The sequence below is a fragment of the Streptomyces sp. NPDC031225 genome (assembly GCF_055570355.1).
In genome coordinates, this window is sequence record NZ_JBVIHJ010000010.1 from 88,437 (window position 1) to 106,269 (window position 17,833).

The window sequence follows — 17,833 nt, forward strand, 5'->3', positions numbered from 1 at the left end:
CCGGCGAGGCTGCCGTGCATGACGAACACGACGCACATGACGAACACGACGCACGACCTCAGTCACCTGACCGTCCTGATCTCCGGCGCCAGCGTCGCCGGGCCCGCGCTCGCGCTGAACCTCCTGCGGTACGGCGCCCGCGTCACCGTCGTCGAGAAGACGCCGGAGCTGCGCCGCGGCGGCTTCGCCGTCGACTTCCGGGGGCACGTCCACCGCAGGGTGCTCACCGAGATGGGCATCTGGGACGAGATCCACGCCCGTCAGACCCGCATGGGCCGCCAGATCGTCGTCGACGCGGACGGCGCCCCGAAGGTGGACCTGCCGTCGGACATGATGAGCGGCGACGTGGAGATCTTCCGCGGTGAGCTTGCGCACCTCATGTACGAACGCACCAGGGACCACGTCGAGTACGTCTTCGGTGACTCCGTCGCCACGCTCACCGACACCCCGCACGGCGTCGACGTCACCTTCGACCGCGGCGAGCCCCGCCGCTTCGACCTGGTGGTCGGCGCGGACGGCCTGCACTCGCACACCCGGTCGCTCGTCTTCGGCGACGAGTCCCGCTACCTGCGGTTCTTCGACCACTACGTGGCCGGCTTCGAGGTCCCCAACGACCTGGGCCTGGACCGCACCGGCCGGGTCTACAGCGAGCCCGGCCGCGCGATCGCCCTCGGCAACTACGACGGCGACCCGGACCGCGCGGGCGCACTGCTGGTCTTCCGGTCCGAGCGGCTGTCGTACGACCGCCGGGACCTAGCCGCGCAGAAGAGGATCCTCGCCGAACGGTTCGCGGGGACGGGGTGGGAGGGGCCGCAGGTCCTCAAGGCCCTGGAGGCGGCCGAGGACCTGTACTTCGACGCGATCGCCCAGATCCACGTCGACCGGCTCACGGAGGGACGGGTGGCGCTGCTGGGCGACGCGGGATACGGGGCCACGATGGGCGGGATGGGCACCGGGGTGGCGATCGTCGGCGCGTATGTCCTGGCCGGTGAACTCGCCCTGGCCGGCGGGGACCACCGCAAGGCGTTCGCGGCCTACGAGGCGCGGATCTCGGACTTCGCCAAGGGCTGCCAGAAGACCTCGGGCAACGCGGGCCCGTTCTTCGCGCCGGCCACCGAGCGGCGGATCCGCAGCCGGGACCGGATGTACCGGCTGCTCGCCTCCCGCCCCCTGGCGGCCTTCTTCAAGCGGCTCACCGAGAAGTCGGCGACGAACATCAAGCTGCCGGAGTACCCGGCCGCGTGAGAGCCCAGCCGTGGTCCACGGGGCCGATCCCGCCGCCGAGCGCGAAGCCGGCGGCGATCGCCCCGGTGACGTACTCCTTGGCGGCCGCCACCGCCTCCGGCACCGGCTGCCCCTTCGCGAGCTGCGAGGCGATCGCGGACGCGAGGGTGCAGCCCGTGCCGTGGGTGTGCCGGTTGTCGTGGCGCGGTGCGCGCAGCCAGTGCTCCTCGGTGCCGTCGGTGAGCAGGTCCACGGCGTCGCCTGCGAGATGGCCGCCCTTGATGAGCACCCACCGCGGTCCGTACGCGAGGACCGCCTCGGCGGCCTCCTTCAGGTGGGACTCCGACTCGACCCTGACGCCGGTGAGTTGGGCGACCTCGTCGAGGTTCGGGGTGGCGACGGTGGCGACCGGGAGCAGCCGCTGGCGTACCGAGTCCAGCGCCTGCGGAGCCAGCAGGGAGTCCCCGTGCTTGGAGACGCCGACCGGGTCGATCACGGCCGGGACGTCCGTGCCGCCGATCAACTCTGCGACTGTCTCGACGAGTTCGGCGGAGGCGAGCATCCCGGTCTTCACTGCCCGGACACCGATGTCGTCCACGACACTGCGGTACTGGGCCCGCACGGCCTCCACCGGCAGCTCCCAAATCCCCTGCACGCCGAGGGAGTTCTGCGCGGTGACCGCTGTGACGACACTCATGCCGTGCACGCCGAGCGCGAGCATGGTCTTCAGGTCCGCCTGGATGCCGGCGCCGCCACCGGAGTCGGATCCGGCCACCGTGAGCACCGACGGCCTCACGACTCGATGTCCCCGAAGTGGTCCCAGCCGCCCTTGCTGGTCCAGGGCGCCCCGTCGACGGTGATCTGGGGCAGCGCCGACGGGTTGAGGACCTCGCCGATCACCTTCCAGCGGGCCGGGAGTTTCACGTCCGGCGGGAAGGTCGCCACGATCGCGTGGTCCTCTCCCCCGGTCAGCACCCACTGCATGGGGTCCACGCCGACGGCCTGCCCGATGTCGTTCATCTGGGTCGGGATGTCGATCGCGCCGGAACGGACGTCGATACGGACCTTGCTGGCCTCGGCGATGTGCCCGAGGTCGGCGATCAGCCCGTCGCTCACGTCGCACATGGCGGTCGCGCCGAGCGCCGCGGCGGCCGGTCCCGCGTGGTACGGCGGCTCCGGGCGCCGGTGCGCCTCCACGAACGCGCGGGGCGAGCGGAAGCCGCGGGCGAGCACCGCGTACCCGGCCGCGGACCAGCCCAGCCAGCCCGTCACCGCGACGAGGTCGCCGGGCTGCGCTCCGCCCCGGGTGACGGGCTCCTGGCCCCGCAGATCGCCGAGGGCGGTGATGGAGACCATGATCGTGTCCCCGCGTACGACGTCTCCGCCCACCACCGACGCACCGGCGACCTGGCACTCGTCGCGCAGGCCGTCCATGAGCTCCGAGGGCCAGGTCACGGGGAGTTCGGCGGGCACGACCAGGCCGAGCAGCAGGGCGGTCGGTACGGCGCCCATGGCGGCGATGTCCGCGAGGTTCTGCGCGGCGGCCTTGCGGCCCACGTCGTAGGCCGTGGACCAGTCGCGGCGGAAGTGCCGGCCCTCCAGAAGGATGTCGGTGCTCGCCACGACCCTGCGGTCGGGTGCGGCGACCACCGCGGCGTCGTCGCCGGGACCCACCCGGACCGCCGGGGTGGTGGTGAGACGGGAGGTGAGCTCCCTGATGAGCCCGAACTCACCGAGCTCACCAACAGTGCCCTTCATGGCCCTTACGCCCCTTCTGTGCCGTGCCGTGCCCGGTCGCGCGTCATCAGTGTCCTCGATACGGTCGAGGGGACCGTGAACTTCTGTCGTGTCCGCACCCCGGCGCGGGCGTCCACGCCCCCGCGGGTCTCCCCGCGACGAGCGACGACGCGATACCGTGGCGTTCCTTTTCCCCACATGATCCTCGTGGCCGCCCTGGAGGTTCCGTGGTACAGGCGTACATCCTGATCCAGACGGAGGTCGGCAAAGCGTCGACCGTCGCCGAGACGATCAGCAAGATTCCTGGGGTCATCCAGGCCGAGGACGTGACAGGACCGTATGACGTGATCGTCCGCGCACAAGCCGACACCGTAGACGACCTGGGCCGGTTGGTGGTCGCGAAGGTCCAGCAGGTGGACGGCATCACCCGCACCCTGACCTGCCCGGTCGTCCATCTGTAGCCCCCGTCTACCCTTGGCCGGTGAAATTCTTCCGTCACCGGCGCCGCACTGTCCTCGGGCTGCCCGCGCTCGCACTGCTGATCACGGTCGCGGGCTGCTCCTCCGCAGACGACAACGCGTCGGTGGTGGTTCCCTCGCCCGGGGCGGGCGTCGCGAAGCTGTGCCGAGAGCTGGACCGGGTACTGCCGTCCAAGGCCGACGGCCAGGACCGTCGGGATCCCGAGCCCGTATCCACGCTGACCGCGGGCTGGGGTGACCCGGCGATCATACTGCGGTGCGGTGTCGTGCGGCCCTCGAAGATGGACGACCCGGAGGCCGACGGGGTCGAGGTCGACGGGGTGGGGTGGTTGCTGGAGAAGCGGGACGACGGGTCGTTCCGGTTCACGACCACCTTGAGGAAGGCGTACGTCGAGGTGTCCATCCCCAAGGCGCGCACGGAGGATGGCATGGCGCCGTTGGTGGACTTGGCGCCTGCCATCAGGAAAGCCGTGCCCGAGGGGATCGCCGACTAGGCCGTCGTTCGCCTGCGGACCATGGGGGCTGGTCGCGCGGTTCCCCGTGCCCCTGGGTGGGTCAACGCAAGCCCGTCGGCCTGCGCAGCGCCGCGTCGATCAGCCTGCTGACCAGCTCCGGGTAGGCGATACCGCTCTTCTCCCACATCTGCGGGTACATCGAGATCGGGGTGAAGCCCGGCAGCGTGTTGATCTCGTTGATCACGAACTCGCCGTCCTCGGTGAGGAAGAAGTCCGCGCGGACCAGGCCCTCGCAGGAGGCCGCGTCGAAGGCGTCGACCGCGAGCCTCTGGACCTCGGCCGTCTCCTCGGGCGTGAGCGGCGCCGGCACGATGCCCGGGGTCGAGTCGATGTACTTCGCCTCGAAGTCGTAGTACGCGTGCTCCTGCGGCGGCGGGATCTCCGCGGGGACCGACGCGCGCGGACCGTCCTCGAACTCCAGGACGCCGCACTCGATCTCACGGCCCCGCAGCGCCGCCTCGACCAGGATCTTCGGGTCGTGGCGCTGCGCCTCCGCGATCGCCTCGTCCAGGCCGGAGAGGTCGTCGACCTTGGTGATGCCGATCGACGAACCCGCGCGCGCGGGCTTCACGAAGAGCGGCCAGCCGTGCTCGCCCGCGAAGTCGACGATCTTCTTGCGGGCGGCGGACTCGTCCCGCTCCCACTCGCGCGGCCGGATCACCACGTACGGGCCGACCTTGAGCCCGAAGGAGGTGAACACCCGCTTCATGTACTCCTTGTCCTGGCCGACGGCCGAGGCGAGCACACCCGAGCCGACGTACGGGACACCGGAGAGCTCCAGGAGGCCCTGGAGGGTGCCGTCCTCGCCGTAGGGGCCGTGCAGGACGGGGAAGACGACGTCGACCTCACCGAGCGCCTTGGGCACCGATCCGGGCTCGCTGTAGACGACTTCGCGGTTCGCGGGGTCGACGGGGAGCACCACGCCGCCGTCCCTCGACTCGGCCAACTCCTCGACGTCCGGGGTACGGCGGTCGGTGATCGCCATCCGCTCCGGGGCGTCGGCGGTGAGGTACCAGCGGCCCTCCCGCGTGATGCCGATCGGCAGGACGTCGTACTTCGTCCGGTCGATGGCCCGCAGTACGGCGCCGGCGGTGACCACGGAGATCCCGTGTTCGGAGCTGCGCCCGCCGAACACGACGGCCACGCGCGGCTTGCGGGACGGCTGCTCAGGGCTCTGGGGGAGGTTCTCGGTGCTCATATCGCGTTGAGCGTACCCGGTGGTAGTGCCCTGATACAGCGCGCCCGAGCCGGGTCGCTCAGCGTCGTTCGGGCTTCGCGCTGCGCGACATCAGCTCCTTGACGGCGACCACCGGGGACTTGCCCTCGTGCACGATGCCGACGACGGTCTCGGTGATGGGCATGTCGACGCCGTGCCTGCGGGCCAGATCCAGCACGGACTCACAGGACTTGACGCCCTCGGCGGTCTGCTTGGTGACCGCGATGGTCTCCTGCAGGGTCATGCCCTTGCCGAGGTTGGTGCCGAAGGTGTGGTTGCGCGACAGCGGCGAGGAACAGGTCGCCACCAGGTCGCCGAGACCGGCGAGTCCGGAGAACGTCAGCGGATCGGCGCCCATGGCGAGTCCGAGCCGGGTCGTCTCGGCGAGACCGCGCGTGATGAGCGAACCCTTCGCGTTGTCGCCGAGACCCATGCCGTCCGCGATGCCGACGGCGAGCCCGATGACGTTCTTCACGGCACCGCCGAGTTCGCAACCCACCACGTCCGTATTGGTGTAGGGGCGGAAGTACGGCGTGTGGCAGGCGGCCTGGAGCCGCTGGGCCACCGCCTCGTCGGTGCAGGCGACCACAGCGGCGGCCGGCATCCGCGCGGCGATCTCCCGCGCGAGGTTGGGTCCGGTGACCACGGCGATACGGTCGGCACCGACCTTGGCGACGTCCCCGACGACCTCGCTCATCCGCATGGCGGAGCCGAGTTCGACACCCTTCATGAGGGAGACGAGGACGGTGTCCGGCGCGAGCAGCGGGGTCCAGTCGGCGAGGTTGGCGCGCAGTGTCTGCGAGGGGATCGCGAGGACGGTGAGGTCGGCGTCGCGCGCGGCCTCAGCGGCGTCCGCCGTCGCCCTCAGGTTCTCCGGGAGTTCGACGCCGGGGAGGTAGTCCGGGTTCGTACGCGTGGAGTTGACCGCTTCCGCGAGGTCGGCGCGCCTCGCCCACAGGGTGACCTCGCACCCCGCGTCGGCGAGCACCATGCCGAAGGCGGTACCCCATGAACCGGTGCCGAAGACGGCCGCCTTGACGGGCTTGCTCACTTGCTCTTCTCCCCCTCGTGGCCGTTCTGGGCCTGGGTCCGGCGGCGCTGCTCGATCCGCTCACGGCGCGGGTCGTACGCCAGGTCGGGTGCCTTCTCGCCGCGGATCAGCTCCAGCTGGGCGGTGACGGCGGCCATGATGACCACGGTGGCCTCCCGCAGCAGGTCCGGGGTCATCTCCTGGTCGTAGAAGGGCGACAGGTCCACGGGCGGGCCCGCGAGGACGCGCGAGGTCTTGCGGGGCAGGACGTGCAACTTCTTGGCGTACGGCGGCAGCAGTTCGTTGGCGCCCCACTGCGCGACCGGGATGACCGGGCACTTGGTCTGCAGGGCCACGCGCGCGGCGCCGGTCTTGCCGGTCATCGGCCACTGGCCGGGGTCCCGGGTGATGGTGCCCTCGGGGTAGAACGCGACGCATTCGCCCCGCTCCACGGCCTCGATCGCGGCCCGGAAAGCGCTCAGCGCGTCGGTGGTCTCGCGGTAGACCGGGATCTGACCGGTGCCGCGCATCATGACGCCGACGAATCCCTTGTTGAAAAGACCGCTCTTCGCGAGGAATCGCGGAACGCGGCCGGTGTTGTACTGAAAGTGCGCGTACGCGAAGGGATCGATGTGCGAATTGTGGTTCACCACGGTGATAAATCCGCCGTCTGCCGGAATGTGCTCCATTCCACGCCAGTCCCGCTTGATCAGAAGCACGAGCGGTGGTTTGGCGATCACCGCTGCGAGGCGGTACCAGAAGCCGATTCGGCGGCGGGGCACGCGGACACCTTCCTCTTGGGCCTGGGGGGCCGCACAAGTGTCGCCCCAGGCCGCCGGTCTGTCGAGAACACCGTACGCCCCGCCACTGACACCGCCAGATGGGGCGCGTGACGACTGAGTGACAATGGCCGCGACAAGAGAAGGACGGAACGCGCGTGCAGTGGACGTTGGTCATCCCGGTGAAACCCTTGGAGCGGGCCAAGAGCAGGCTCTCGGACACCGCCTCCGACGGGGTGCGCCCGGGTCTGGCCCTCGCCTTCGCCCAGGACACCGTGGCAGCGGCGCTGGCCTGCCCGGCAGTGCGGGATGTGGCGGTCGTCACGGACGACGCCCTGGCCGGCCGCGAACTGGCGGCGCTGGGCGCCCGCATCGTCCCCGACGAGCCCACGGGCGGCCTGAACGCGGCCCTGGCGCACGCGGCGGCCGTCATGCGGTCTTTGCACCCCGAAAGGGCCCTCGCGGCCCTGAACGCCGATCTGCCGGCTCTGCGCCCCCGGGAATTGGCCCATGTACTTGACGCGGCCGCGGAATTCCCCCGCGCTTTCCTCGCGGACGCGGCGGGCGTGGGGACCACCTTGCTGGCCGCCGCGGAGGGCAGGGAATTGCGGCCCGCGTTCGGTGTCGATTCCCGCTTCCGCCACCGCACGTCGGGCGCCGTGGAACTGCGCCTTTCCGACGTGGACTCGGTGCGCCAGGACGTGGACACCGGCGAGGACCTGCGGGCGGCGCTGGCGCTGGGGGTCGGCCGGTACACGGCTGCCGCGTCGGAAGGACTGCTGGAAACCCGGCCGGGGGCACGCGGCTCCGCCACGTGAGCGCGGCCTCCCACGACGGATCAGCGGACACTACGCTGACCGCCATGCAGGCAACCGCGTTCACCTACGACCCAGAGACCCGCAGCGGCCAGGTGCTCCTGGACGACGGCACCCCGATGCCCTTCGGTGCTCCCGCCTTCGACGCGGGGGAACTCAGGCTCCTGCGCCCGGGCCAGCGGGTGCGCATCGAGGTCGAGGACTCCACGATCACCCTGGTGACCCTGCAGACCTTCTGACACCCCCGTTCACACGCCGCGGGCCGGACTCCGTCACGGAGTCCGGCCCGGCGCGTGAGTGCCCCTGTGCCCTTACCTCTTGCGGGCGGTGGCCTTCTTGGCGGTGGTGGTGCGAGCCGCCGACTTCTTGGCGGGCGCCTTCGTGGCGGTCGCCTTCTTCGCCGGGGCCTTCTTGGCGGTGGCGCTCTTGGCCGTCGTCTTCTTCGCGGCGGCGGTCTTGGCGGTGCCCGTGGTCGTCTTCTTGGCGGGCGCCTTCTTGGCCGTCGTCTTCTTCGCGGTGGCCGTGGTCTTCTTGGCCGTCGCCTTCTTCGCGGTGGCCGTGGTCTTCCTGGCCGCTGCCGCCTTGGTGGCCGTGGCCTTCTTCGCGGCGGCCTTCTTGACCGTGGCCGAAGCCCCGCCGGTCAGGCTGCCCTTGGGCGCCTTCTTGACCGCGACGTCGTTCTTGGGGAGCTTCTTCGTGCCGCTCACCAGGTCCTTGAAGCCCTGGCCCGCACGGAAGCGCGGAACGGAGGTCTTCTTGACCCGCACCCGCTCGCCCGTCTGGGGGTTGCGGGCGTAACGGGCGGGGCGGTCGACCTTCTCGAACGAACCGAAGCCGGTGACCGAGACCCGGTCGCCCGCCACCGTCGCGCGGACGATGGCGTCCAGGACCGCGTCGACCGCGTCGGCGGCCTGCTGGCGGCCGCCGACCTTGTCGGCAATCGCTTCTACGAGCTGCGCCTTGTTCACGTCTTCCCCTTCGGAGACATTGCCAGAACGAAAGTGTTCAAGCTTTTTCGCACGTTAGGCAGATATATACCGCAAATCAAACACGAAACGGGCTTATCACCCTTGTGCCGCAACGAACTCGGCTGCTCTGGACTTGTTCAGCGTTCCTCTTCCGGGATTCGCCCCGCGTCGAGGTCAGCGGTGAACCGCTCCAGACGCCTTGTCGCTTCGACGACGTCGTGCTTGGCCGCGGCCGTAATGACCAGCAGCTTCCGGGTCAGCGCCATCCGTACGCCCTCCGGGACTTGCAGTGCGCGCACTCTTGCGTGCGCTTCCTTGAGTTGGTCCGCGACTGCCGCATAGAGCTCGAGTTGGCCGTCGTGTTCCATGCACAGATTGTGCCATCTGGGGCGAGTTGTCGCCTGCTAGGGGTGCAACTGCTGCCTCAAACGGCCTTCCGGGCACATGCGGAAGCCACGGCTACAAGGCACGCGTACCCCGACAACACCCTTCTTAACGTGGGAAGTTGAGCGGGCGTGTCGCGCCGCGCGGGGCCGTACGGGTGCAGACACGGCCGTACCCCCGATCGGGCTGATCGGGGGTACGGCGGGGTGTTGGGTGGCCGAAACTCGACCTGTTCAGTTGCTCCGAAGGAGGGGCGCCGTCACGCCTGCAGCGTGCGCGGCTTGTACGAGGGGCGCTTGGCCTCGTACGCGGCGATGTCGGCCTCGTTCTTGAGGGTGATGGAGATGTCGTCCAGCCCGTTCAGCAGCCGCCAGCGGGAGTTCTCGTCCAGCTCGAAGCTCGCGGTGATGCCCTCGGCGCGGACCTGGCGGTTCTCCAGGTCGACCGTGATCTCGGCCTCGGGGTCGTTCTCCGAGAGCTCCTGGAGCGCGTCCACGGTCTTCTGCTCCAGAACCACCGTGAGCAGGCCGTTCTTGAGCGAGTTGCCGCGGAAGATGTCCGCGAAGCGGGAGGAGATGACGGCCTTGAAGCCGTAGTTCTGCAGCGCCCACACGGCGTGCTCACGGGAGGAGCCGGTGCCGAAGTCGGGGCCTGCGACCAGAACGGTCGCACCCTTGCGCTCGGGCTGGTTGAGGATGAATTTCCCGTCCTTGCGCCAGGCCTCGAACAGTCCGTCCTCGAACCCGTCCCGCGTCACCTTCTTGAGCCAGTGAGCAGGGATGATCTGGTCGGTGTCGACGTTGGAACGGCGCAGCGGGACGGCCCGGCCGGTGTGCGTGGTGAATGCTTCCATGACTCTCAGACTCCAGCGGCGACAGGGGCGTCGGACAGGTCGGCGGGCGAGGCCAGGTGGCCGAGTACGGCGGTCGCGGCCGCCACCTGCGGCGACACCAGGTGCGTACGACCGCCCTTGCCCTGTCGGCCCTCGAAGTTGCGGTTGGAGGTGGACGCGGAGCGCTCACCGGGGGCCAGCTGGTCCGGGTTCATGCCCAGACACATCGAGCAGCCCGCGTGCCGCCATTCGGCGCCGGCCTCCTTGAAGACGACGTCCAGGCCCTCGGAAACGGCCTGCAGACCGACCCGCGCGGAGCCGGGCACGACCAGCATCCGTACGCCGTCGGCGACTTTGCGGCCCTTGACGAGCTCGGCGGCGGCGCGCAGGTCCTCGATACGGCCGTTGGTGCACGAACCTACGAAGACGGTGTCCACCTTGATGGAGCGCAGCGGCTGTCCGGCCTCCAACCCCATGTATTCCAGGGCCTTTTCGGCGGCGAAGCGCTCCGAAGCGTCTTCGTACGAAGCAGGGTCGGGGACGTCCGCCGAAAGCGGCGCGCCCTGGCCCGGGTTGGTGCCCCAGGTGACGAACGGCGACAGCTCGTCGGCCTTGATGACGACCTCGGCGTCGAACTCGGCGTCCTCGTCCGTCTTCAGGGTCTTCCAGTATGCGACGGCCGCGTCCCAGTCCTCGCCCTTGGGGGCGTGCGGACGGCCCTCGAGGTAGTCGAACGTGGTCTGGTCGGGGGCGATCATGCCCGCGCGGGCACCGGCCTCGATCGACATGTTGCAGATGGTCATCCGGGCCTCCATCGAGAGCTTCTCGATGGCGGAGCCGCGGTACTCCAGGACGTAGCCCTGGCCGCCGCCGGTGCCGATCCTGGCGATGATCGCGAGGATCAGGTCCTTGGCGGTGACGCCGTCGGGCAGGTCGCCGTCGACCGTGATGGCCATGGTCTTCGGACGGACCAGCGGCAGCGTCTGGGTGGCCAGCACATGCTCCACCTGGGAGGTGCCGATGCCGAACGCCAGACCGCCGAAGGCGCCGTGCGTGGAGGTGTGGGAGTCACCGCAGACCACCGTCATGCCCGGCTGGGTCAGACCCAGCTGCGGGCCGACGACGTGCACGACACCCTGCTCGACGTCGCCCAGCGGGTGCAGCCGCACCCCGAAGTCGGCGCAGTTCTTGCGCAGCGTCTCCAGCTGGACCCGGGAGACCGGGTCGGCGATGGGCTTGTCGATGTCGACGGTCGGGGTGTTGTGGTCCTCGGTCGCGATGGTCAGGTCGAGACGCCGCACCTGGCGACCGCTCTTGCGCAGTCCGTCGAAGGCCTGCGGGCTGGTCACCTCGTGCAGCAGGTGCAGATCGATGAAGAGGAGGTCGGGCTCGCCCTCGGCGCGCCGGACGACGTGGTCGTCCCAGACCTTCTCCGCGAGTGTCCTACCCATCGCTTTCCCTCCGGTCGGCCAGAGCTGCGCCGACCCAACTAGAAGCTCTTGTGGAGGCGACGCCCACGGCCCCTGTTCCCGGGCACCCGCCGCCAGGCCCGTTGGTCTGCGGGCCGCTGTGCCTACAAGGGTTGCGCGTCTCACGAAAAAAGGAACTTGCGTTTCACAGAGTGAGACGTGAGTATCGTTTCATGGACAACAGTAGCGGCGTCGGCGTTCTGGACAAGGCAGCCCTTGTCCTCAGCGCTCTGGAGTCCGGTCCGGCCACCCTCGCGGGCTTGGTCGCGGCGACCGGACTGGCACGACCCACGGCCCACCGGCTGGCCGTGGCTCTGGAACACCACCGCATGGTGGCACGCGACATGCAGGGCCGTTTCATTCTGGGCCCGCGCCTCGCCGAGCTGGCCGCGGCCGCCGGCGAGGACCGCCTCCTCGCCACGGCGGGGCCGGTGCTCACCCACCTCCGTGACATCACGGGTGAGAGCGCCCAGCTCTACCGCCGCCAGGGCGACATGCGTATCTGCGTGGCCGCGGCGGAGCGTCTGTCCGGCCTCAGGGACACCGTCCCGGTCGGTTCGACGCTCACCATGAAGGCGGGCTCCTCGGCCCAGATCCTGATGGCCTGGGAGGAGCCCGAGCGTCTGCACCGGGGCCTGCAGGGCGCCCGCTTCACGGCGACGGCCCTGTCGGGCGTACGGCGCCGCGGCTGGGCCCAGTCCATCGGCGAGCGCGAGCCGGGCGTCGCCTCCGTCTCGGCGCCCGTGCGCGGCCCGTCCAACCGTGTGGTGGCCGCCGTATCGGTCTCCGGCCCCATCGAGCGCCTGTCGCGCCACCCGGGCCGTATGCACGCCCAGGCGGTCATCGACGCCGCCGCCCGCCTCTCCGAGGCGCTGCGCCGCACGGGCTGACCGTCGGGAGGAGACCCGCCCCAACGCCGCGGCAGGTCTTGAACCGACGTCCAGATGCCCCACCTGGGGGCGCGGGGCTGTATCGATCTGCGGCTCCGCCGCGTGGGCGCGAGCAACCCACGGCGAGCGTGCACCCACCCCGCACCCGGGCCCCCACGGCGCAGAATCCGCCACCACCGGCAGCACGCCGTCCGACCCACCATCGTGGCTGGTCGCGCAGTTCCCCGCGCCCCTGAGCAGGTCACATGCTCCCGGCCCGATAGGCAAACCTCTCCTTCGCATACCGCCCGCGCGCAGCGACCGCCACCTGCCCATGCGCGGCCGCCAGCCCGAAGGCGGGCATGTCGGCGTAGATCGACTCGTGCGAGCCCTCGGGCACCACATACGTCTCGTGCCACAGCCCCACGTGCTGCCGAGCCTTTCCCGCTTTCTCCTTGCGGTTGATGATCGCCCAGGCCCGGCGGTGGAACATGTCCGGGGCGTGCGCGTACGCGTACAGCTTCTCCTTCGACTCCCAGTACTGGACCACGTAGTACGTCCGCGGTGACGCCGTCAGCAGGACATGGCCGAGCAGCCCCCGTTCGGGCGCCCGCGACAGTTCCCGCAGCATGCGCGGCATCGCCGACAGGACCGGGAACCAGTGGTGCACGGCCCAGAAGTGGTTGATGCGCATACCGATCAGCAGAACCACCGCGTCCCCGTCCACGGACGCGGTGGTGCGGCCTGCGGTGACCTTCTTCCCGAACATGGGACCCCCTGATTGGTGAGCGGCACTATCCGAGTGCGCATGCTTGGATAGTGCCGGTATCCGAGAGGTGGGGCAAGAGGTGCGACTGGCCGAACTCAGCGAACGCAGCGGGGTGTCCACCGCGACGATCAAGTACTACCTGCGCGAAGGCCTGTTGGCCCCGGGCCGCCAGATCAACGCGACGACCTCCGAGTACGACGAGGAGCATCTGCGCCGGCTGCGGCTGGTGCGCGCGATGATCCAGGTGGGCCGGATTCCGGTGGCGAAGGTGCGCGAGGTGCTCGGACATGTGGACGACGACTCCCTGGGCCGCTCGATCCGCCTCGGCGCCGCGCTGTGGGCGCTGCCGCAGGTGCCGGAGCCGGGCGAGGACGACGAGTACGTCCGGGCCGCTCACCAGGAGGTCGGCGCCCTCCTGGACCGCCTCGGCTGGGAGAACACCAAACGGCTCACGACCATCTCCCCCGCGTACCGTTCGCTGGTGGTGGCGGTGGCCGCGTTCCGCCGGCTCGGCTACGACTGGGGGGCCGAACAGCTCGCGCCGTACGCCGAGTTGATGCGCCGGACGGCTGTTCTCGACCTGGACAACCTGGAGACGTATCCGTCGGAGCCGGAGCGGATCGAGTTCGCGATCCTGGGGGCGATCCTGAACGAGCCGCTGCTGCAGGCGCTGCACCGGCTGGCCCAGGAGGAGGAGTCGACGCGGCGGTACGGCTTCGAGTAGGGCTGCGGGAACGGAAAAGGCCCCCCACCGAAGTGGAGGGCCTTCCTCGACGTACCCCCGACCGGATTCGAACCGGCGCTACCGCCTTGAGAGGGCGGCGTGCTAGGCCGCTACACAACGGGGGCCCTAGCGACCTGCACGCGTTTGAATTACAACGCCGCAGGTCCAAGCTGGTCTACCTGGACTCGAACCAAGAATGACGGTACCAGAAACCGTAGTGTTGCCAATTACACCATAGACCAATGCGATTGAACGAAATGCGTACCCCCGACCGGATTCGAACCGGCGCTACCGCCTTGAGAGGGCGGCGTGCTAGGCCGCTACACAACGGGGGCCCTAGCGATCCTGCATGAGCATCAGCGGGTGCGACCCTGCTGACCCTCCGGGAAGGATCTGTACCCCCGACCGGATTCGAACCGGCGCTACTGCCGTGAGAGGGCAGCGTGCTAGGCCGCTACACAACGGGGGCTTCGCGGAGCTGGTCTCCGCTTGTGCAGATGAGCTCTGCGAGCTGGCCTACCTGGACTCGAACCAAGACTAACGGAACCAGAAACCGTCGTGCTGCCAATTACACCATAGGCCACTGGAACTCAAGCCCCTGAAGGGATCTTGTTCTAGTGTGCTCCCCCGGCTTCCGGCCTTTCGGCCCGCTCCCCGGCGGCGCAGGAAGAACATTACCCGAAGGTGGACGGGGCTCCAAAACGGGTATCCGCGCCGAGGATCGCGGGGAGTTCGGCCAGCGATGCGATCCGCTTCGGGCCGCTGGGCGCGGTGGCTTCCGTGTGCACACCGCCGTACCGGTCGATCCAGACGGACAGCAGCCCGGCCTCGGCGGCGCCCCGGCCGTCGATCTCCGGGTGGTCGCCGACGTACGCCACCTCGTGCGGGGCCAGCTCCAGGGCGTCGCAGGCCGCGAGGAAGGCGCCGGCCTCGGGTTTGGAGACGCCCAGTTCGGCGGCGCACAGGATGACCTCGAAGCGGTCGTAGACGCCGAGCACGCGCAGTTTGTGGTCCTGGACGCGGATGCTGGAGTTGGACAGCACCGCGTGCCGGTGGCTCGCGGCGAGGGCGTCGAGGACGGGCAGGACGTCCGGGAAGAGGGCCCAGGCGGTCTCGTAGTGCGCGATGTACCGCTGGAACCAGGCGTCCGCCTCCGCGTCGGTCAGCTCCTGGCCGAGGAACACCCGCACGCGGTCCCGCCGCTGCCCCTGGAAGTCGACCTCACCCGCCGAGAACCGGGCCCACTGGGCGTCGGTGATCGCGCGCCAGCGGACGATGGCCTGCTCGACGGTGTCGTACGCCGCAAGGAGTCCCTCGGCCGTCAGGTGCAGGCGCATGCCGATGCGGTCGGCCCCCGAGTAGTCGAAGAGCGTGTCGTCGACGTCCCACACCACGGCCCGAATGCTCATGATCCGACGGTAGCTCCGAGGCCGGGGCCGCGTCAGCCGGTCGGCCGTTGTCACCGACCGGCCCCCTGGGAACGCCGGAGGGGCGGCCCCGGTGGTCCGGTGCCGCCCCTCACACGCGTGTGCCTTATGCGGCCAGCTTCTCCAGCGCGGCGTCGATCCGGGCCAGCGTCGTCTCCTTGCCCAGGATCTCCAGGGACTCGAAGAGGGGCAGGCCGACCGTGCGCCCGGTGACGGCGACGCGGACCGGGGCCTGGGCCTTGCCGAGCTTGAGGCCGTGGATCTCACCGGCGGCGAGGACGGCCTCCTTCAGGGACTCCGCGGAGGTCCAGTCGGCCGCCTCCAGCTTCTCGCGGGCCGTGCGGAGCAGGGCGTCGGAGCCCTCCTTCATCGCCTTCGTCCAGGACGCCTCGTCGGAGACCGGCCGGTCGAGGAAGAGGAAGTCGACGTTGTCCGTGATCTCCGACAGAACCTTGAGCCGGGTCTGGGCGTGCGGGGCGATGGCCTGCCACTTCGACTCGTCGAAGTCCTCCGGCGCCCACGGGGCGAAGGGGGCCCGCAGCCAGGGGGCGCAGCGCTCCGTGAAGTCCTTCACGTCCAGGAGACGGATGTGGTCGGCGTTGATCGCCTCGCACTTCTTCAGGTCGAAGCGTGCCGGGTTGGGGTTCACGTCGGAGATGTCGAAGGCCGCGACCATCTCGTCCATCGTGAAGATGTCCTGGTCGGCGGAGAGCGACCAGCCGAGGAGGGAGAGGTAGTTGAGCAGGCCCTCGGGGAGGAAGCCGCGCTCACGGTAGAGGTTGAGCGAGGACTCCGGGTCTCGCTTGGAGAGCTTCTTGTTGCCCTCGCCCATGACGTAGGGCAGGTGACCGAACGCGGGCACCGACTTCGCGACGCCCAGCTCGATCAGCGCCTTGTACAGGGCGATCTGGCGGGGGGTGGAGGAGAGCAGGTCCTCGCCGCGCAGGACGTGCGTGATCTCCATCAGCGCGTCGTCGACCGGGTTCACGAGCGTGTAGAGGGGCGCCCCGTTGGCTCGTACGATCCCGTAGTCCGGCACGTTCTCCGCGGTGAAGGTCAGCTCGCCGCGGACCAGGTCCGCGAAGGTGATCGTCTCGTCGGGCATGCGGAAGCGGACGATCGGCGTACGGCCCTCGGCGACATACGCGGAGACCTGCTCGTCGGTCAGGTCACGGCAGTGGCCGTCGTAGCCGGACGGCTTGCCTGCGGCGCGGGCGGCGTCGCGGCGGGCGTCCAGTTCCGCGGTCGAGCAGTAGCAGTGGTAGGCGCGGCCGGCGTCCTGGAGCTTCTGCGCGACCTCCTTGTAGAGGTCCATCCGCTGGGACTGGCGGTACGGGGCGTGCGGGCCGCCGACCTCGGGGCCCTCGTCCCAGTCGAAGCCCAGCCAGCGCATCGAGTCCAGGAGCTGCTCATACGACTCCTCGGAGTCGCGGGCCGCGTCGGTGTCCTCGATGCGGAAGACGAGCGTGCCCTGGTGGTGCCGGGCGAACGCCCAGTTGAACAGGGCGGTGCGGACCAGGCCCACATGGGGGTTACCGGTGGGCGACGGGCAGAACCGTACTCGGACGGCTGGGACGGGTGCGCTAGCCACGCTTGACAACCTTGTTGGTGAGAGTGCCGATGCCTTCGATGGTGACGGCGACCTCGTCGCCGACGGTGAGCGGCCCGACGCCTGCCGGGGTGCCCGTGAGGATCACGTCGCCGGGGAGCAGCGTCATGGCCTCGGTGATGTTGACGATCAGATCCTCGATCGAGTGGATCATCTCGCTGGTGCGGCCGAGCTGGCGTTGCTCGCCGTTGACGGTGAGCTGGATCGTCAGGTCGGAGGCCGTTTCGACGTCCAGGCCGGTCTCCACCCAGGGGCCCAGCGGGCAGGCGGTGTCGAAGCCCTTCGCCCGCGCCCACTGCTTCTCGCGCTTCTGGACGTCACGGGCGGTGACGTCGTTGGCGCAGGTGTAGCCGAAGATCACGTCCTTGACGCGCTCGCGCGGGACCTCGCGGCACATGCGCCCGATGACGACGGCCAGTTCGGCCTCGTGGTGGACCTCTGCCGAGAAGGCGGGGTACTGGATCTCGTCGCCGGAGCCGATCACCGAGGTGGAGGGCTTGAAGAAGGCGAACGGCGCGTCCGGAACCTCGTTGCCCAACTCGCGCGCGTGCTCCGCGTAGTTGCGGCCGAAGGCCACGACCTTGTTGGGGAGCACCGGGGGCAGCAGCCTGACCTTGTTCAGCGGGACCTTCGTGCCGGAGAGCTGGAAGTCCGCGAACGGGATGCCCTTGATGATGTCGAGGACGAGCTCGTCCGGCCTGTCGCCCTCGACCGCGCCGAAGGCGACGTTCCCGTCGATGGAGAATCTGGCGATGCGCACGGGATCCTGGCGCCCCTCACTGAGAACTGTGCGTACGTCGGCCGACCTTGGGTTCGACAGCCGACTCTGGACGCTCCAGGCTAACCGGTCCCGGCCCTCGACCATCGGTCGGCGGGCCGGTGGTCCGGGGTGCGCGCGCCCGTCGCACCTCGGCCGGCCCGTCGGCCGGAGAGAGCCTGCCGTGATCATGAAAAAAGGCTCCCCGGTGGCCGGGGAGCCTCGTCAAC

At 69.8% G+C, this 17,833-nt stretch carries 20 protein-coding genes and 5 tRNA genes; 7 read left to right on the top strand and 18 right to left on the bottom strand.

All coding sequences use genetic code 11. The features are described from left to right. Positions 1-18 precede the first annotated feature (18 nt). Positions 19-1,245 (top strand): FAD-dependent monooxygenase, encoded by a 1,227-nt coding sequence (locus tag ACZ48Z_RS18800; protein ID WP_468736955.1) that lies wholly within the window; start codon positions 19-21, stop codon positions 1,243-1,245. On the opposite strand, the gene thiD is transcribed toward ACZ48Z_RS18800, so the two are convergent. Together thiD and ACZ48Z_RS18810 are read right to left on the bottom strand one after the other, a co-directional pair. Next, on the bottom strand, positions 1,217-2,020 hold the full coding sequence (thiD, locus tag ACZ48Z_RS18805) for a bifunctional hydroxymethylpyrimidine kinase/phosphomethylpyrimidine kinase (RefSeq protein WP_468736956.1): 804 nt from the start codon (positions 2,018-2,020) through the stop codon (positions 1,217-1,219). The genes ACZ48Z_RS18800 and thiD overlap by 29 nt on opposite strands. Beyond that, entirely contained in the window at positions 2,017-2,982 is a 966-nt protein-coding gene (locus tag ACZ48Z_RS18810; RefSeq protein ID WP_468736957.1) for a thiamine-phosphate kinase, read from the bottom strand. Before ACZ48Z_RS18810 ends, thiD begins: the two co-directional genes overlap by 4 nt. 206 nt (positions 2,983-3,188) lie before the next feature. On the opposite strand from ACZ48Z_RS18810, the gene ACZ48Z_RS18815 reads away from it, so the two are divergent. Together ACZ48Z_RS18815 and ACZ48Z_RS18820 are read left to right on the top strand one after the other, a co-directional pair. Next, a complete protein-coding gene (locus tag ACZ48Z_RS18815; protein ID WP_020121007.1) occupies positions 3,189-3,422 on the top strand; it encodes an Lrp/AsnC family transcriptional regulator in 234 nt (77 codons plus the stop codon). Between the two features lie 20 nt (positions 3,423-3,442). Next, positions 3,443-3,934 (top strand): DUF3515 domain-containing protein, encoded by a 492-nt coding sequence (locus ACZ48Z_RS18820; protein WP_468736958.1) that lies wholly within the window; start codon positions 3,443-3,445, stop codon positions 3,932-3,934. A 61-nt stretch (positions 3,935-3,995) separates the two neighbouring features. Here ACZ48Z_RS18820 and ACZ48Z_RS18825 read toward each other — a convergent pair whose 3' ends face one another. The 3 genes from ACZ48Z_RS18825 to ACZ48Z_RS18835 are packed head-to-tail and all read right to left on the bottom strand — an operon-like array spanning position 3,996 to position 6,983. Continuing rightward, positions 3,996-5,153, bottom strand: coding sequence for a D-alanine--D-alanine ligase family protein (locus ACZ48Z_RS18825; protein ID WP_468736959.1), 1,158 nt, complete (start codon positions 5,151-5,153; stop codon positions 3,996-3,998). 58 nt (positions 5,154-5,211) lie between these two features. Next, positions 5,212-6,222, bottom strand: coding sequence for an NAD(P)H-dependent glycerol-3-phosphate dehydrogenase (locus ACZ48Z_RS18830; RefSeq protein WP_468736960.1), 1,011 nt, complete (start codon positions 6,220-6,222; stop codon positions 5,212-5,214). Then, the gene (locus tag ACZ48Z_RS18835; protein ID WP_468736961.1) at positions 6,219-6,983 is read right to left on the bottom strand and encodes a lysophospholipid acyltransferase family protein; all 765 of its coding nucleotides are present in this window, start codon (positions 6,981-6,983) and stop codon (positions 6,219-6,221) included. The genes ACZ48Z_RS18830 and ACZ48Z_RS18835 overlap by 4 nt, the downstream gene beginning before the upstream one ends. 155 nt (positions 6,984-7,138) lie before the next feature. On the opposite strand from ACZ48Z_RS18835, the gene cofC reads away from it, so the two are divergent. After that, the gene (cofC, locus tag ACZ48Z_RS18840; RefSeq protein WP_468736962.1) at positions 7,139-7,798 is read left to right on the top strand and encodes a 2-phospho-L-lactate guanylyltransferase; all 660 of its coding nucleotides are present in this window, start codon (positions 7,139-7,141) and stop codon (positions 7,796-7,798) included. 44 nt (positions 7,799-7,842) lie between these two features. Further along, positions 7,843-8,034: a hypothetical protein gene (locus ACZ48Z_RS18845; protein ID WP_328750796.1), complete on the top strand. Its 192-nt coding sequence runs from the start codon at positions 7,843-7,845 to the stop codon at positions 8,032-8,034. A 72-nt stretch (positions 8,035-8,106) separates the two neighbouring features. Here ACZ48Z_RS18845 and ACZ48Z_RS18850 read toward each other — a convergent pair whose 3' ends face one another. The 4 genes from ACZ48Z_RS18850 to leuC form a co-directional block, all read right to left on the bottom strand. After that, positions 8,107-8,763, bottom strand: coding sequence for an HU family DNA-binding protein (locus ACZ48Z_RS18850; RefSeq protein WP_468736963.1), 657 nt, complete (start codon positions 8,761-8,763; stop codon positions 8,107-8,109). A 137-nt stretch (positions 8,764-8,900) separates the two neighbouring features. Beyond that, positions 8,901-9,131 carry an SCO5555 family protein gene (locus ACZ48Z_RS18855; protein WP_028809826.1) on the bottom strand — a complete coding sequence of 77 codons (231 nt, stop codon included), beginning with the start codon at positions 9,129-9,131 and terminating at the stop codon, positions 8,901-8,903. Between the two features lie 275 nt (positions 9,132-9,406). Beyond that, entirely contained in the window at positions 9,407-10,000 is a 594-nt protein-coding gene (gene leuD, locus ACZ48Z_RS18860; RefSeq protein WP_468736964.1) for a 3-isopropylmalate dehydratase small subunit, read from the bottom strand. A 5-nt stretch (positions 10,001-10,005) separates the two neighbouring features. Next, the gene (gene leuC / locus ACZ48Z_RS18865; protein WP_468736965.1) at positions 10,006-11,430 is read right to left on the bottom strand and encodes a 3-isopropylmalate dehydratase large subunit; all 1,425 of its coding nucleotides are present in this window, start codon (positions 11,428-11,430) and stop codon (positions 10,006-10,008) included. Between the two features lie 191 nt (positions 11,431-11,621). Between leuC and ndgR the strand changes: the two genes are divergently transcribed. Next, entirely contained in the window at positions 11,622-12,338 is a 717-nt protein-coding gene (gene ndgR, locus ACZ48Z_RS18870) for an IclR family transcriptional regulator NdgR (RefSeq protein ID WP_286064918.1), read from the top strand. 241 nt (positions 12,339-12,579) lie between these two features. Here ndgR and ACZ48Z_RS18875 read toward each other — a convergent pair whose 3' ends face one another. Next, positions 12,580-13,086, bottom strand: a complete 507-nt coding sequence (locus tag ACZ48Z_RS18875) for a DUF4188 domain-containing protein (RefSeq protein WP_468736966.1) — start codon at positions 13,084-13,086, stop codon at positions 12,580-12,582. Positions 13,087-13,165: 79 nt separating this feature from the next. On the opposite strand from ACZ48Z_RS18875, the gene ACZ48Z_RS18880 reads away from it, so the two are divergent. Continuing rightward, positions 13,166-13,810 carry a MerR family transcriptional regulator gene (locus ACZ48Z_RS18880; protein WP_468736967.1) on the top strand — a complete coding sequence of 215 codons (645 nt, stop codon included), beginning with the start codon at positions 13,166-13,168 and terminating at the stop codon, positions 13,808-13,810. A gap of 52 nt (positions 13,811-13,862) precedes the next feature. Here ACZ48Z_RS18880 and ACZ48Z_RS18885 read toward each other — a convergent pair. The 8 genes from ACZ48Z_RS18885 to ACZ48Z_RS18920 all read right to left on the bottom strand — a co-directional run bounded on the left by ACZ48Z_RS18885 (position 13,863) and on the right by ACZ48Z_RS18920 (position 17,606). Continuing rightward, positions 13,863-13,935: transfer RNA gene (locus ACZ48Z_RS18885), tRNA-Glu, on the bottom strand. 45 nt (positions 13,936-13,980) lie between these two features. Further along, positions 13,981-14,052 (bottom strand) — tRNA-Gln (locus tag ACZ48Z_RS18890). A 20-nt stretch (positions 14,053-14,072) separates the two neighbouring features. Continuing rightward, a tRNA-Glu gene (locus tag ACZ48Z_RS18895) sits at positions 14,073-14,145 on the bottom strand. 61 nt (positions 14,146-14,206) lie between these two features. Then, positions 14,207-14,279, bottom strand: a tRNA-Glu gene (locus ACZ48Z_RS18900). A gap of 42 nt (positions 14,280-14,321) precedes the next feature. Next, a tRNA-Gln gene (locus ACZ48Z_RS18905) sits at positions 14,322-14,393 on the bottom strand. Between the two features lie 91 nt (positions 14,394-14,484). Then, complete coding sequence (locus tag ACZ48Z_RS18910; RefSeq protein WP_468736968.1) at positions 14,485-15,219, bottom strand: HAD family hydrolase; 735 nt, start codon at positions 15,217-15,219, stop codon at positions 14,485-14,487. Positions 15,220-15,343: 124 nt separating this feature from the next. Continuing rightward, positions 15,344-16,828 (bottom strand): glutamate--tRNA ligase, encoded by a 1,485-nt coding sequence (gene gltX, locus ACZ48Z_RS18915; RefSeq protein ID WP_468736969.1) that lies wholly within the window; start codon positions 16,826-16,828, stop codon positions 15,344-15,346. Next, positions 16,821-17,606, bottom strand: coding sequence for a fumarylacetoacetate hydrolase family protein (locus tag ACZ48Z_RS18920; RefSeq protein ID WP_468736970.1), 786 nt, complete (start codon positions 17,604-17,606; stop codon positions 16,821-16,823). The genes gltX and ACZ48Z_RS18920 overlap by 8 nt, the downstream gene beginning before the upstream one ends. Between the last annotated feature and the right edge of the window lie 227 nt (positions 17,607-17,833).